A 15,082-nucleotide genomic window follows, 5' to 3' on the forward strand; every position below is an offset into this window, starting at 1 on the left:
CGGGCCTGGTGCCCGGCATTTTCTGTTGATCACCGCGCAGCGCGCGGACAGGCTAGGTTGACGACGAACGGGGCAAGGCGTGAAAGGGGCCGTCACGTGTCCAACCACTTCACCGGCCTCAGTCTGGGACCGCCGCTAGGTGACCAGCGGCTAGACCTGTGCGACCTGTACGCGTTCCAATCGCCGACCGACAACTCGCGGACCGTTCTGATCCTCAACGCCAATCCGGAGGCCGATGCGCTGCATCCGGATGCCATCTACCGGCTGGCGATCGATACCGACGGCGACCTGATCAACGACGTCGCGTTCAGTTTCGTGTTCTCCACTCCGGTGGACGGCAAGCAGACGGTCGATGTGTTCATGGCCCACGGTGCAGAGTCCCGTTCGCCAGAGCCGGGGGGCGAGCAGATCTTCACCGATGTCCAGGTGTCGTTCGGACCGCAGCCGAATGTCGCCACCGCCGGCGACATCACGTTCGCCGCCGGCGCTCGCAGCGATGCTTTCTTCTTCGACTTCGACGGCGTCAAGAATCTGTTCGACATCAGCGGAAAGCGGAACTTCACCGCTCCTCATCTAGCCGAACTCGGCGGCAGATCGCCATGGACCGGCCGGGACTCCAATACCAAGGCCAATGTCTGCTCGATGGCGATCGAGCTGCCGACCGGCGCGCTCGGCGCGGCGGGGCCGATGCGACTCTGGGGGCGTTGCAGCTTGCGTCAGAACGGCTCACTGAATCATGTGGACCGGGCCGGACATCCGTCGGTCAGCAGCTTCTTCAACACCGACGACACCAAACTCGAATACAACGCGAGCGAGCCCCCGAACGACTGGAACCGATGGCTGGACCAGTTCGTCCACCTCATGGGCCACACCGGCGGCTACAACCGCAAGGAGGCCATCGCCGCGATCGAGCAGGAGGGCACGCTGCCGGACATGCTGACCTTTGATCCGGCCAAACCGGCCCGATACCCGAACGGCCGGGTGTTCACCGACGACGTCATCGACTACCGCCTGGCGTTCCTCACCAAGGGCGAGTGCCCGCCGTCGGGCCTCTCGCCGCATACCGACACACTGACCGAGTTCCCCTATCTCGGTCCGCCGCACGCGCCCTGACCGGGGTGCGGGCTTGCGCCCACCGGGCCGCCGTAGTCGATCGGGTACCGTCGCGACGATGACCGCATCGGGGCGTGAATTCGACATCGTGCTGTACGGAGCGACCGGCTTCGTGGGCAAGCTCACCGCCGGATACCTGGCACGGGCCGCAGCCGGTGCGCGGATCGCCCTGGCCGGCCGGTCGACAGACCGGTTGCGCGCCGTTCGCGACAGCCTGGGGGAGGCCGCGCAGTCCTGGCCGGTTCTGAGCGCCGACGCGGCGTCGCCGTCGACGCTGAATGAGATGGCCGCGCGCACCCAGGTCGTCGTCACCACAGTCGGGCCCTACGCCCAGTACGGGATGCCGTTGGTGGCCGCATGCGCCGCGGCGGGCACCGACTACGCGGACTTGACCGGTGAGGCGATGTTCATCCGCGAGGCCATTGACCTTCATCACAAGCAGGCCGCCGACACCGGAGCCCGTATTGTGCACTGCTGCGGGTTCGATTCCATCCCTTCCGACATGACGGTGTACGCGCTGTACCGGGCGGCACAACACGACGGCACCGGCGAACTCGGTGACACCAACTTCGTCATGCGCAAGTTGATGGGTGGGTTCTCCGGCGGGACGGTCGCGTCGTTGATAGGCGTGCTGCGCGCCGCCTCGAGTGACCCTGATACACGCCGTCAGCTCGCCGACCCGTACACGCTGAGCGTCGATCGCGGCGCAGAACCCGAACTCGGCCGGCAGCCCGATCTGCCCTGGCGGCGGGGTCGCTACATCGCGCCGGAGCTGTCCGGTGTGTGGACGGCCGGATTCTTGATGTCGTCGATCAACACCCGAATCGTGCGACGCAGCAACGGATTACTGGACTGGGCATACGGTCGGCGGTTCCGCTACAGCGAACACATGAGCCTGGGGTCGTCGCCGCTGGCGCCGGTGACGTCCGCCATCATGGCCGGGGTCGGCAACGCCTCGTTTGAACTAGGTAGTCGCTACTTCCGGCTGCTGCCGCGCTCGCTAGTGGACCGCATCGCGCCGAAGCCCGGCACCGGCCCGAGCGAGCGCACGCGGGACCGCGGCTATTACCGGCTGGAGACCTACACCACCACAACGAGCGGCGCGCGTTACGTCGCGAGGATGGAGCAGCAGGGCGACCCCGGCTACAAGGCAACCTCGGTGTTGCTGGGGGAGTGCGGCCTTGCGCTCGCACTGGATCGCGACAAGCTCTCGGACCTGCGTGGCGTGCTCACCCCCGCGGCCGCAATGGGCGATGTCTTGCTGACCCGACTCCCTGCGGCCGGCGCGACGCTGCGGACCGAGCGGTTGGATTAAGCCCGCTGCCGCAACGGCTTTCGGTTGGCACTGCATGGGACTATTGTCGTAGTCGACTTGCCCGAACATCCGTGCAACCAAGGTGGAGATCCCGGGGCGGCACCGGCGACAAGTCGCTCGGCAACATCCTTCACGCGTGCTGAGTGGGAGGGGCGGCGCACTCGGCGACGTCCTCGGCGGACCGCTCGGCGGCAAGAAGTAGCCAAGCGGCGCAGCGCTTCTGGAGGGTTCGTCCTCGATTTCTGATGGTTTGGATTGCGTCGAGGGAGGTATGCCACGTCCGACCGAAGTCAGTGGGCGCCCATTCATCGGGCACCGGCAAGCGCGTTCGGCGCCATCGCGCCGGGCTAGATGACGAGAGGGAAATGCCATGTCAGACACGCTTACTGAAGGACAGCAGCTGCAGAAGGGACAATCGCTCGCCTCACCCAATGGGGCTTATACCCTCACGCTGCAAGACGACGGCAACCTCGTGCTCGCCGCGCGGGGCGAGGCGCTGTGGGCGACCTCGACCAATGGCCAGGATGTGGTGCGCGCCGAAGTGCAACGCGACGGCAACTTCGTGCTGTACACGTCGGACAAACCGGTCTGGCAGACCGATACCAAGGGTAAGAAGGACGTCCGGCTCGTGCTTCAGGATGACTGCAACCTGGTGCTCTACGCCGCTGACGGACCGGCGTGGTCCAGCCACACGCAGACCGACGGTCCGCCGCCCCCGCCGTCGGCTGCCGAGCCCGCCGCCGCGGATGTGACGACCGCCACGGCCGAGCCCGTGCCGGAACCGATGTCCGAGCCCGTCGCGGACGCCGCGCCGGCGCCCACGCCACCCACTTACACCGTCGTCTCCGGCGACACGATGTGGTCCATCGCGGAGCGCTTCTACGGTGACGGCAGCAAGTATCAGGTGATCGCGGACGCCAGCGGCGTCACCGATCCGGATCTGATCCGCCCCGGCCAGGTGCTTACCCTCCCCTGATCGGCGGGCAAAACCGAGGCAGACCGACCACCTGCGTGTTCGGGCGCTTACACGCGGGCCGGTCGCGGTTCCTAGAATTGACCGGTGACCGCCAGCCGCAGCTCTGCCGCCGACCTGCCCAAGTCGTGGGATCCCGGTGCGACGGAGACCGCGATCTACCAGAAGTGGGTGGACGCCGGCTACTTCAAGGCGGACCCGGCCAGCGCAAAACCCGGGTACTCGATCGTGCTGCCGCCACCGAACGTCACGGGCAGCCTGCACATGGGCCACGCGCTGGAACACACGATGATGGATGCCCTGACGCGCCGTAAGCGCATGCAGGGGTACGAGGTGCTGTGGCAGCCGGGGATGGACCACGCCGGCATCGCGACTCAGAGCGTGGTGGAAAAGCAGCTCGCGGTCGACGGCAAGACCAAAGAGGACTTTGGCCGGGAACTCTTCGTCGACAAGGTCTGGGACTGGAAGCGTGAGTCCGGTGGCGCCATCGGTGGCCAGATGCGGCGCCTCGGCGACGGAGTCGACTGGGACCGCGACCGGTTCACGATGGACGAGGGCCTGTCGCGCGCGGTGCGGACGATATTCAAACGGCTCTACGACGCCGGGCTGATCTATCAGGCTGAGCGGCTGGTCAACTGGTCGCCGGTGCTGCAGACGGCGATCTCGGACCTCGAGGTCAACTATGTCGATGTCGAAGGCGAACTGGTGTCGTTCCGCTACGGCTCGCTGGACGACTCGCAACCGCACATCGTGGTCGCCACCACCCGGGTCGAGACGATGCTGGGCGACACCGCGGTCGCGGTGCACCCCGACGACGAGCGCTACCGCCACCTGGTCGGCACCACGCTGCCGCACCCGTTCATCGACCGGCAGCTCATCATCGTCGCCGACGAGCACGTCGACCCCGAATTCGGTACCGGCGCCGTCAAAGTCACGCCCGCTCACGACCCGAACGACTTCGAGATCGGGCTGCGGCACGAGTTGCCGATGATCTCGATCCTCGACACCAAGGGCCGGATCGTCGACACCGGAACGCAATTCGACGGCATGGACCGCTTCGAGGCCCGCGTCGCGGTTCGTGAGGCGCTGGCGGCCCAGGGCCGGGTGGTGGAGGAGAAACGGCCTTACCTGCACAGCGTCGGACACTCGGAACGCAGCGGCGAGCCGATCGAGCCTCGGCTGTCGCTGCAGTGGTGGGTCCGGGTGGAATCGCTGGCCAAAGCCGCCGGCGACGCAGTGCGTAACGGGGACACCGTGATTCACCCCGCCAGCCTGGAGCCGCGTTGGTTTGCGTGGGTGGACGACATGCACGACTGGTGCATCTCGCGACAGCTGTGGTGGGGCCACCGCATCCCGATCTGGTACGGACCCGACGGCGATCAGGTGTGCGTCGGCCCGGACGAGAGCCCGCCGGAGGGCTGGGAGCAAGACCCCGACGTGCTGGACACCTGGTTCTCGTCGGCACTGTGGCCGTTCTCCACCTTTGGCTGGCCGTCGCGGACTCCGGAACTGGAAAAGTTCTACCCAACAAGCGTTTTGGTGACCGGCTACGACATCCTGTTCTTCTGGGTGGCGCGGATGATGATGTTCGGCACGTTCGTCGGCGGCGACGACGCGATCACGCTCGGCGGCACCCGCGGCCCGCAGGTGCCGTTCACCGACGTCTTCCTGCATGGGCTCATCCGCGACGAATTCGGCCGCAAGATGAGTAAGTCCAAGGGCAATGTGATCGACCCGCTGGACTGGCTGGAGACGTTCGGCGCCGACGCGTTGCGGTTCACTCTCGCCCGGGGTGCCAGTCCCGGCGGTGACCTGTCCGTCGGAGAGGATGCGGTCCGGGCCTCGCGCAACTTCGTTACCAAGCTGTTCAATGCGACCCGGTTTGCGTTGCTCAACGGTGCTCAGCTGGCACCGGTGCCGCCGGTCGCCGAGCTGGCCGATGCCGATCGGTGGATCCTGGGACGGTTGGAAGAGGTTCGCGCTGAGGTAGATTCGGCTTTCGACAGCTACGAGTTCAGCCGGGCCTGCGAGGCGCTCTACCACTTCGCGTGGGACGAGTTCTGCGACTGGTATGTCGAAGTGGCCAAGGTGCAACTTGCCGACGGGCTCACCCAGACCACCGCGGTGCTGGCCGCGGTGCTCGACACGCTGCTGCGGTTGCTGCAGCCGGTCATCCCGTTCGTCACCGAGGAACTATGGCAGGCATTGACGGGTGAGGAGTCGCTGGTCATCGCCGAGTGGCCGAAGTCGTCCGGCATCAGCCTGGATCCTGTTGCCGTGCAGCGTGTCAGCGATATGCAACGACTGGTGACCGAGGTTCGCAGGTTCCGCAGCGACCAGGGTCTGGCCGACCGGCAGAAAGTGCCGGCCCGGCTGGCCGGTGTCCAGGACAGCGATCTGAGCACTCAGGTGTCCGCGGTCACTTCGCTGGCGTGGCTCACCGCGCCGGGTCCGGATTTCCGCGCGTCGGTGTCCTTGGAAGTGCGGCTCGGCGGTGGCACCGTCGTCGTCGAACTCGACACGTCGGGCACCATCGACGTCGCCGCCGAACGCCGTCGCCTCGAAAAGGATCTGGCAGCTGCGCAGAAGGAATTAGCTTCCACCGCAGCCAAATTGGCCAACGCGGACTTCCTGGCCAAGGCGCCGGAGCAGGTCGTCACCAAGATCCGCGATCGTCAGCGGCTGGCCCAAGAGGAAACCGACCGCATCAGCACCAGGTTGGCCGGGCTGCAATGACCGAGCAACCCGACTGGCGCCCGGCTACCAGCCTGGCTCCGACGCCGGATGAGATCGCGTCTCTGTTGCAGGTCGAGCATCTGCTGGACCAGCGCTGGCCCGAGACCAAAATCGAACCGAGCCTGACCCGTATCAGCGCCCTGATGGACTTGCTCGGCTCGCCGCAGCTCGGCTATCCGTCGATCCATGTCGCGGGCACCAACGGCAAGACCTCGGTGGTGCGAATGATCGACGCGCTGCTGACCGCGCTGCACCGGCGCACCGGCCGAACCACCAGCCCGCACTTGCAGTCGGCGGTCGAACGCATCGCGATCGACGGAAAGCCAATCAGCCCAGCACAATACGTGGCGACCTACCGCGAGATCGAGCCGTTCGTGCAGATGGTCGACGCGCAGTCGCAGGCCTCCGGTGGTCCGGCGATGAGCAAGTTCGAGGTGCTGACCGCGATGGCGTTCGCGGCCTTTGCCGATGCGCCCGTCGAGGTTGCCGTCGTCGAGGTGGGCATGGGCGGTCGCTGGGACGCCACGAACGTGATCAACGCGCCCGTCGCGGTCATCACCCCGATCGGCATCGACCATGTCGAATACCTCGGTGAGGACCTCGCCGGGATCGCCGGTGAGAAGGCCGGCATCATCACGAAAGCCCCGGACGGCGCGCCTGACACCGTCGCGGTCATCGCGCGGCAGCTGCCCGAGGCGATGGAAGTAGTACTGGCGCAATCTGTTCCGGCCGACGCAGCAGTGGCGCGTGAGGATTCCGAGTTCGCGGTGATGGGCCGTCAGGTCGCGATCGGCGGGCAGGTGCTGCAACTGCAGGGTCTCGGCGGGGTGTACTCCGATGTGTACCTGCCGCTGCACGGCGAACACCAGGCGCACAACGCGGTGGTGGCTCTTGCAGCAGTCGAGGCCTTCTTCGGCGCCGGCGCGCAGCGGCAACTCGACGTCAACGCGGTGCGCGCCGGTTTCGCCGCCGTCACCAGCCCAGGGCGGCTGGAGCGCATGCGCAGCGCCCCCACTGTGTTCATCGACGCCGCACACAATCCGGCCGGAGCGGCCGCGCTGGCGCAGACGCTGGACGGTGAATTCGACTTCCGATACCTCGTCGGCGTCCTCAGCATCATGGCCGACAAGGACGTAGACGGCATCCTTGCCGCGCTGGAGCCGGCGTTCGATGCAGTGGTCGTGACCCACAACGGGTCGCCGCGCGCACTGGATGTCGAGTCACTGGCGCTCGCGGCCCAGCAACGGTTCGGGCCCGACCGGGTACTGACCGCCGAGAACCTGCGCGACGCGATCGACGTCGCGACTGCGCTGGTCGACGATGCCGCCTCGGAAGGGTTCGGCGGCGAGGCCGAAGAGTTTTCCGGCACCGGAATGGTGATCACCGGTTCGGTTGTCACCGCCGGGGCCGCGCGTACCTTGTTTGGTCGTGATCCGGAATGACCGATAGCGACGAGAACCCGCCGCCCGCGGATCCCTGGAAGAGCTTCCGGGGCGTGATGGCCGCGACGCTGATCTTGGAGGCGATCGTGGTGCTGCTGGCGATACCGGTGGTGGGCGCGGTCGGCGGCGGCCTGAACAGGGTATCGCTCGGCTATCTCGTCGGGCTCGCGGCGCTGCTGATCCTGCTGGGCGGGGTGCAGGGCCGGCCGTGGGCAATTTGGGTGAACCTGGCCGTCCAACTGCTGGTCCTCGCCGGGTTCGCGGTCTACCCGGGTGTGGGATTCATCGGTCTGCTGTTCACCGGACTGTGGCTGCTGATCGCGTACTTTCGCGCCGAGGTCCGCAGGCGCCAGGAGCACGGGCGAATTCCGCCGGGCTGAGAGCTGAATGGTTCTGTACGCTGTGCGCCGTGACGGAACGGACCCTGGTACTGATCAAGCCCGACGGTGTCGAGCGCCGGCTGATCGGCGAGATCATCAGCCGCATCGAGCGCAAGGGGCTGGCCATCGTGGCGCTCGAGCTGCGCGGCGTGAGCAAGAAGCTGGCCACCCAGCACTACGCCGAGCATGAGGGCAAGCCGTTCTTCGAATCGTTGCTCGACTTCATTACGTCGGGACCGGTTGTGGCGGCGATCGTCGAGGGACCGCGGGCGATTGCGGCATTTCGGCAGCTCGCCGGGGGTACCGACCCGGTGGAGAAGGCCACGCCCGGCACGATTCGCGGCGATTTCGGGCTGGAAACGCAGCTCAATCTGGTGCACGGATCCGACTCGATCGATTCGGCCAAGCGCGAGATCGCGCTATGGTTTCCGGGCGCTTAGGCCCCGACCCCGGACCGCATTGCCGGATTCCAGGTCAGACTCGTTTGGGCCTGCGGCGTGATGTGGGATACTGACACAGGGTGAACGTCGCCGGACCGGCGTCAGACACCCGAATGAAGACTTAGACAAGCGCGACCATTGCCAGCTCGCGATGTAGCGCCGCATGTCAGGCCGACATTCAGCACGGCGCCGAGTTGGTTCTAGCCGAGTCGCTCGGGGCGAGACCATCACAAGTCCGGGAGAAGTGACCCGGGTACATAGCGAAGCCCTCGCGTGGCCGCGTCGATATGACGCGCCCGGGGGCTTGAGGAGAATACGTGATAGACGGTGACCAAACTTCAGACCCTTCAACAACGCCGGCCCAGGAAGACCTACCGGACCGACTGAGAGTCCATTCGCTCGCACGCGCGTTGGGAACCACCAGTAAGCGCGTGCTGGACGCGCTGAGCGCACTCGATGGACGAGTCCGCAGCGCGCATTCCGGCGTGGACTATGAGGACGCGATTCGGGTGCGTGATCTGCTGTCGCCCCGGCCGCCGGAGAACTTCGTGGCCTTCAGCAACGCCGAAGGGCCCACGCCCGCGGAACCCGAGTCCCGGCTGATGCTGGAGACCGCGATCGAGCGCCCGGCCTACATGCCGCTGTTCGTCGCGCCGCAACCGATGGCCAATGACGACAACGCCCGCGCCGACAGCAGCGCTGACACCGACGACTCCGACGACTCCGACGATGACGACGACGAGGAGCAGGCCGATCGGCCGGCTAACCGGCGTCGGCGCCGGGGCCGGCGGGGACGTGGCCGCGGCCGCGGTGAACAGGGCGGATCGGACCAGGACGACGACGACGACGACGAGCAGCGGGGCTCGAGATCCGCCGACTCGGGTGACTCTGACGATGCCGATGACCAGGATTCGGATGACGCCGATGACGGTGACGGCCTCGACGACTCCTCGGACGGCGGCAATAGGCGCCGTCGCAGGCGCCGTCGGCGCAAATCGGGTTCGGGTGACGACAACGGCGAGGGCTCATCACCGGACGATCCGCCGAACACCGTGGTGCACGAGCGACCGCCGCGCGGCAAGTCCGGTTCCTCCGACGATGGCGGCGGCAACAACGGCTCGAGTAGTAATGCCGAGATCAAGGGCATCAGCGGATCGACACGGCTGGAGGCCAAGCGGCAACGGCGCCGCGACGGGCGTGACGCCGGACGGCGTCGCCCGCCGGTACTGACCGAGGCCGAATTCCTGGCGCGCCGCGAGGCCGTCGAACGGGTCATGGTGGTGCGCGACCGGGTTCGCACCGACCCGCCGCACCCTGGTGCGCGCTACACCCAGATCGCGGTGCTCGAAGACGGCATCGTCGTCGAGCATTTCGTCACGTCCGCGGCGTCTGCGTCGCTGGTCGGCAACATCTACCTCGGCATCGTGCAGAACGTGCTGCCCTCGATGGAGGCGGCCTTCGTCGACATCGGTCGGGGCCGCAACGGCGTGCTGTACGCCGGCGAAGTCAACTGGGAAGCCGCTGGACTGGGCGGCGCCGAGCGCAAGATCGAAAAGGCGCTCAAGCCGGGCGACTATGTCCTCGTCCAGGTCAGCAAGGACCCGGTCGGGCACAAGGGTGCGCGGCTGACCACGCAGGTGTCGTTGGCCGGCCGCTATCTGGTTTATGTGCCGGGTGCGTCGTCGACTGGGATCAGCCGCAAGCTGCCCGACACCGAACGCCAGCGTCTCAAGGAGATCCTGCGTGAGGTGGTGCCGTCGAACGCCGGGGTGATCATCCGGACCGCGTCCGAGGGCGTCAAAGAGGACGACATCCGCGGGGACGTCACCCGACTGCAGGAGCGCTGGGAACAGATCGAGGCAAAGGCGGTCGAGACCAAGGAGAAGGCCGCCGGCGCGGCGGTGGCGCTCTACGAAGAGCCCGACGTGTTGGTCAAGGTCATCCGCGACCTGTTTAACGAGGACTTCGCCGGCCTGATAGTCGCCGGCGACGAGGCGTGGAGCACCATCAACGAATACGTGAATTCCGTTGCGCCCGATCTTGTTTCGAAGCTGACGAAGTACGAGCCACCCGCCGGAGCCGAAGGGCAACCCGGGCCGGACGTGTTCGCCGTGCATCGCATCGACGAGCAACTGGCCAAGGCTATGGAGCGCAAGGTGTGGCTGCCCTCGGGTGGCACGCTGGTCATCGACCGGACCGAGGCGATGACGGTGGTCGACGTCAACACCGGCAAGTTCACTGGGTCCGGGGGCAACCTCGAGCAGACGGTCACCAAGAACAACCTGGAGGCGGCCGAGGAGATCGTGCGCCAACTGCGGCTGCGTGACATCGGCGGCATCGTGGTCATCGACTTCATCGACATGGTGCTCGAGTCCAACCGCGACCTGGTGCTGCGCCGCCTCACCGAATCGCTGGCGCGTGACCGCACCCGTCACCAGGTGTCCGAGGTGACCTCGCTGGGCCTGGTGCAATTGACCCGCAAACGGCTGGGAACCGGTCTGATCGAGGCGTTTTCGACATCGTGTCCCAACTGCGGGGGCCGCGGCATCCTGCTCCATGGCGACCCGGTCGACTCGGCTCCGGCGCCGGGGCGTAAGTCGGAGTCCGGCGGTCGGCGAGGCAAGCGGTCGAAGAAGAACCGATCCGAAGAGCCCTCCGAGCAGCCCGCGGTGGCCAAGGTGCCCGTGCATGCGCCGGGCGAGCATCCGATGTTCAAGGCGATGGCCGCCGGCTCGACGGTCCCTCGCGAAGACGGCGAATCCGACGACGCGGACGAGGCCGGCGAAGAAATCACCACCGAGGTCGACGAGCAGACCGAGGCGCAGGGTGCCACCGACCTCGACGACACCGACCAGGACGACTTCGAGGACACCGAGGACGACGGCGAAGACGACGACACCGATCAGGACACCGACGACGTCGACGAAGAGGACTCGGTAGACGAGGACCTCGACGATGACGACGAGGACCTCGACGATGACGACGAGGACCTCGAGGACGACGAAGACGAGGATCTCGAGGACGACGATGACGAGGATCTCGACGACGACGATGACGAGGATCTCGACGACGACGAGGATTCCGGCGACACGAACGGGGCCGACGGCGATTCGGGTCTTGAACGTCATCGCCGGCGACGCGCGGCGGGCCGGCCGGCCGGCCCACCCGTCCACGCGGACTAACCGGAGTTTTTAGCTAGCAGATGACAAATGCCTGGACAGGGCGTTTTATTCCGTTGCCACAATCCGCCCCTTGGGTGGGCTGACCGGGCCTTGAGCTGCGTGTTTGTCCGCCTCGGCGGGTCCGCGGCTCGCCAGGGTGCTGGTTTGACCCTGTAGCCGCTGGTCACGTACCCTTGGACAGTTGTCGTCAAGCCGGGCAGCTGACTTCGGCTGACGACAGCGGGACTCCCGAGCAATCGGCGCAGACCCGCAACCCAGACCCACCACGCGCATCGCAGCTTGCACGCGCGCGGAAGACGTGAGGAACAGGCAGGAGCAACGATGGCGACCTACGCAATCGTCAAGACCGGTGGCAAGCAGTACAAGGTCGCCGTCGGTGACGTGGTCAAGGTCGAGAAGCTCGAATCCGAGCCCGGCGCCAAGGTGTCGCTGCCGGTCGCGCTGGTTGTCGACGGTGCCACCGTCACCTCCGACGCCGCCGCGCTGGCCAAGGTCGCGGTGACGGGCGAGGTGCTCGAGCACACCAAGGGCCCGAAGATCCGTATCCACAAGTTCAAGAACAAGACCGGCTACCACAAGCGTCAGGGCCACCGTCAGCGGTTGACGGTCCTGAAGGTCACCGGAATCAAGTAGCGGAGGCGACAGACATGGCACACAAGAAGGGCGCTTCCAGCTCGCGCAACGGTCGCGACTCCAACGCTCAGCGGCTTGGCGTCAAGCGGTTCGGCGGCCAGGTCGTCAAGGCCGGCGAGATCATCGTCCGCCAGCGTGGCACCCACTTTCACCCCGGCGTGAACGTCGGCCGTGGCGGCGACGACACGTTGTTCGCCAAGGAAGCCGGCGCCGTCGAGTTCGGCATCAAGCGCGGGCGTAAGACCATCAGCATCGTCACGGCCGGGCAGAGCTCCGACTGAGCGTCGCGGGTGCGCATTCACCCGTGATTAAGGGGAACCCCGATGCCTCGGTTTATCGATCGGGTCGTCATCCACGCGCGTGCGGGTTCCGGCGGTAACGGCTGCGCGTCGGTCCATCGCGAAAAGTTCAAGCCGCTCGGCGGCCCCGACGGTGGCAACGGCGGCCGTGGCGGCAGCATTGTCTTCGTCGTGGACCCCGCCGTGCACACCCTGCTGGACTTCCATTTCCGTCCGCATGTCACCGCGCCTGCGGGCAAGCAGGGGATGGGCAGCAACCGCGACGGCGCCAGCGGTACGGACCTGGAAGTCAAAGTCCCCGACGGCACTGTCGTGCTGGACGAAAACGGCCGTCTGCTGGCCGATTTGGTCGGTACGGGCACCCGCTTCGACGCCGCCGCGGGCGGCCGCGGCGGGCTGGGCAACGCGGCGCTCGCGTCTCGTGCCCGCAAGGCGCCCGGCTTCGCGCTGCTGGGTGAGCCCGGCCAGGCCCGCGACCTCACCCTCGAACTCAAAACCGTTGCCGATGCCGGACTGGTCGGTTTTCCTTCGGCGGGAAAGTCGTCGCTGGTATCGGTGATCTCGGCGGCCAAACCCAAGGTCGCCGATTACCCGTTCACCACACTGGTCCCCAACCTCGGTGTCGTCTCGGCCGGCGAGCATTCGTTCACGGTCGCCGACGTACCCGGCTTGATCCCGGGCGCGTCCGAGGGCCGCGGCCTGGGCCTGGATTTCCTGCGGCACATCGAGCGGTGCGCGGTGCTGGTGCACGTCGTCGACTGCGCTACTGCAGATCCGGGCCGCGACCCGATCTCCGACATCGATGCGCTGGAAGCCGAACTCGCCGCATACACGCCCACACTGCAGGGCGATGCGGCGTTGGTCGACCTGGCCGAGCGGCCGCGTGCGGTGGTACTCAACAAGATTGACGTTCCCGAGGCGCGTGAGCTCGCCGAGTTCGTCCGTGACGAGATCGCCGAGCGTGGCTGGCCGGTGTTCCTGGTGTCGACGGTAACCCGGGAAGGGTTGCAGCAGTTGATCTTTGGGCTGTGGCAGATGATCGAAGACTACAGCGCGGCGCGTCCGGCGCCGGTAGCGCGACGCCCGGTGATCCGCCCGGTGCCCGTCGACGACAGCGGTTTCACCGTCGAGCCCGACGGAGAGGGCGGTTTCGTCGTGACCGGTGCACGTCCCCAGCGCTGGATCGGCCAGACCGATTTCAACAACGACGAAGCAGTGGGCTATCTCGCCGACCGCCTGGCGCGCCTGGGGGTCGAGGAGGAGCTGCTAAAGCTGGGCGCCAAACCCGGGTGCGCGGTGACCATCGGTGACATGACATTCGACTGGGAGCCGCAGACGCCCGCGGGGGTCGACGTCACGATGACCGGCCGCGGTACCGACGTGCGTCTGGAACGCAACGAACGCGTCGGCGCCGACGAGCGCAAGGCCGCGCGGCGGCGGCGGCGTGAACGCGGTGACGAGTCGTGAGCGCTCATCGCGAAGTCATCCGGACCGCTCGCAGTCTGGTCGTCAAGATCGGGACCAACGCGCTGACCACGCCGTCCGGGGTGTTCGACGGGGGCCGGCTGGCCGGGCTGGCCGATGCGATCGAGGCGCGGATGAAAGCGGGCACCGATGTCGTCATCGTGTCCTCCGGCGCGATCGCTGCCGGCATCGAGCCACTCGGATTATCGCGTCGCCCAAAGGATCTGGCGACCAAGCAGGCTGCAGCCAGCGTGGGTCAGGTCGCGCTGGTGAACGCATGGAGTGCCGCGTTCGCCCGGTACGGCCGCACAGTCGGGCAGGTGCTGCTGAGCGCGCATGACATTTCGATGCGGGCCCAGCACACCAACGCGCAGCGCACGCTGGACCGGCTGCGCGCGCTGCACGCGGTCGCGATCGTCAACGAAAACGACACCGTGGCCACCAACGAGATCCGGTTCGGCGACAACGACCGGCTGTCGGCGCTGGTGGCCCACCTGGTCGGTGCCGAGGCCCTGGTGCTGCTCTCCGACATCGACGGGCTTTACGACACCGACCCGCGAAAGACCAAGGGGGCGCGCTTCATTCCCGAGGTCGCGGCGTCCTCGGACCTCAACGGTGTGGTGGCCGGCCCGGGCAGTGCATTGGGTACCGGGGGAATGGCGTCGAAGATGTCCTCGGCGCTACTGGCCGCCGACGCCGGGGTGCCGGTGCTGCTGGCGGCGGCTTCGGATGCCGCGACGGCGCTCACCGACGCCTCGTCGGGCACGGTCTTCGCCGCCAGGCCCGCGCGGATGTCGGCCCGCCGGTTCTGGGTGCGCTATGCCGCCGAATCCACCGGATCGCTGAGCCTCGATGAGGGCGCGGTACATGCGGTGCTGGCCCGACGTCGCTCGCTGCTGGCCGCGGGTATCACCGCGGTGTCGGGCCGGTTCTACGCCGGAGATGTCGTCGAATTGCACGCACCGGACGCGACCATGGTGGCCCGCGGTGTGGTCGCCTATGACGTCGCGGAGCTCGCGACCATGATGGGCAGGTCGACCTCGGAGCTGCCCGACGAGCTGCGCCGGCCCGCGGTACATGCCGATGACTTGGTGGCGGTCTGAGG

The 15,082-nt window shown here is 67.1% G+C and carries 12 protein-coding genes; all 12 read left to right on the top strand.

What is annotated here, in order from left to right; all coding sequences use genetic code 11:
• Positions 1–96 precede the first annotated feature (96 nt).
• The 12 genes from ACZY0B_RS03130 (at position 97) to proB (ending at position 15,080) form a co-directional block, all read left to right on the top strand.
• Positions 97–1,113 (top strand): DUF4331 family protein, encoded by a 1,017-nt coding sequence (locus tag ACZY0B_RS03130; protein WP_463762516.1) that lies wholly within the window; start codon positions 97–99, stop codon positions 1,111–1,113.
• A gap of 58 nt (positions 1,114–1,171) precedes the next feature.
• A complete protein-coding gene (locus ACZY0B_RS03135; protein WP_463762518.1) occupies positions 1,172–2,428 on the top strand; it encodes a saccharopine dehydrogenase family protein in 1,257 nt (418 codons plus the stop codon).
• A 370-nt stretch (positions 2,429–2,798) separates the two neighbouring features.
• Positions 2,799–3,404, top strand: a complete 606-nt coding sequence (locus tag ACZY0B_RS03140) for a LysM peptidoglycan-binding domain-containing protein (protein WP_463762520.1) — start codon at positions 2,799–2,801, stop codon at positions 3,402–3,404.
• Between the two features lie 84 nt (positions 3,405–3,488).
• The gene (locus tag ACZY0B_RS03145; RefSeq protein ID WP_463762522.1) at positions 3,489–6,137 is read left to right on the top strand and encodes a valine--tRNA ligase; all 2,649 of its coding nucleotides are present in this window, start codon (positions 3,489–3,491) and stop codon (positions 6,135–6,137) included.
• Positions 6,134–7,579, top strand: coding sequence for a bifunctional tetrahydrofolate synthase/dihydrofolate synthase (gene folC, locus ACZY0B_RS03150; protein WP_463762523.1), 1,446 nt, complete (start codon positions 6,134–6,136; stop codon positions 7,577–7,579). Before ACZY0B_RS03145 ends, folC begins: the two co-directional genes overlap by 4 nt.
• Complete coding sequence (locus tag ACZY0B_RS03155; protein WP_463762524.1) at positions 7,576–7,959, top strand: DUF4233 domain-containing protein; 384 nt, start codon at positions 7,576–7,578, stop codon at positions 7,957–7,959. Before folC ends, ACZY0B_RS03155 begins: the two co-directional genes overlap by 4 nt.
• Before the next feature lie 29 nt (positions 7,960–7,988).
• Positions 7,989–8,399, top strand: coding sequence for a nucleoside-diphosphate kinase (ndk, locus tag ACZY0B_RS03160; RefSeq protein WP_463762525.1), 411 nt, complete (start codon positions 7,989–7,991; stop codon positions 8,397–8,399).
• A 317-nt stretch (positions 8,400–8,716) separates the two neighbouring features.
• Positions 8,717–11,581, top strand: a complete 2,865-nt coding sequence (rne, locus tag ACZY0B_RS03165) for a ribonuclease E (RefSeq protein ID WP_463762526.1) — start codon at positions 8,717–8,719, stop codon at positions 11,579–11,581.
• A 321-nt stretch (positions 11,582–11,902) separates the two neighbouring features.
• Entirely contained in the window at positions 11,903–12,214 is a 312-nt protein-coding gene (gene rplU, locus ACZY0B_RS03170) for a 50S ribosomal protein L21 (protein WP_108921670.1), read from the top strand.
• A gap of 14 nt (positions 12,215–12,228) precedes the next feature.
• Positions 12,229–12,495, top strand: coding sequence for a 50S ribosomal protein L27 (rpmA, locus tag ACZY0B_RS03175; protein WP_463762527.1), 267 nt, complete (start codon positions 12,229–12,231; stop codon positions 12,493–12,495).
• Between the two features lie 42 nt (positions 12,496–12,537).
• Positions 12,538–13,980: a GTPase ObgE gene (obgE, locus tag ACZY0B_RS03180; RefSeq protein WP_463762528.1), complete on the top strand. Its 1,443-nt coding sequence runs from the start codon at positions 12,538–12,540 to the stop codon at positions 13,978–13,980.
• Positions 13,977–15,080 carry a glutamate 5-kinase gene (proB, locus tag ACZY0B_RS03185; RefSeq protein WP_463762529.1) on the top strand — a complete coding sequence of 368 codons (1,104 nt, stop codon included), beginning with the start codon at positions 13,977–13,979 and terminating at the stop codon, positions 15,078–15,080. Before obgE ends, proB begins: the two co-directional genes overlap by 4 nt.
• Positions 15,081–15,082: the final 2 nt, after the last annotated feature.

It is taken from the genome of Mycobacterium sp. IDUB_19 (assembly GCF_055419445.1).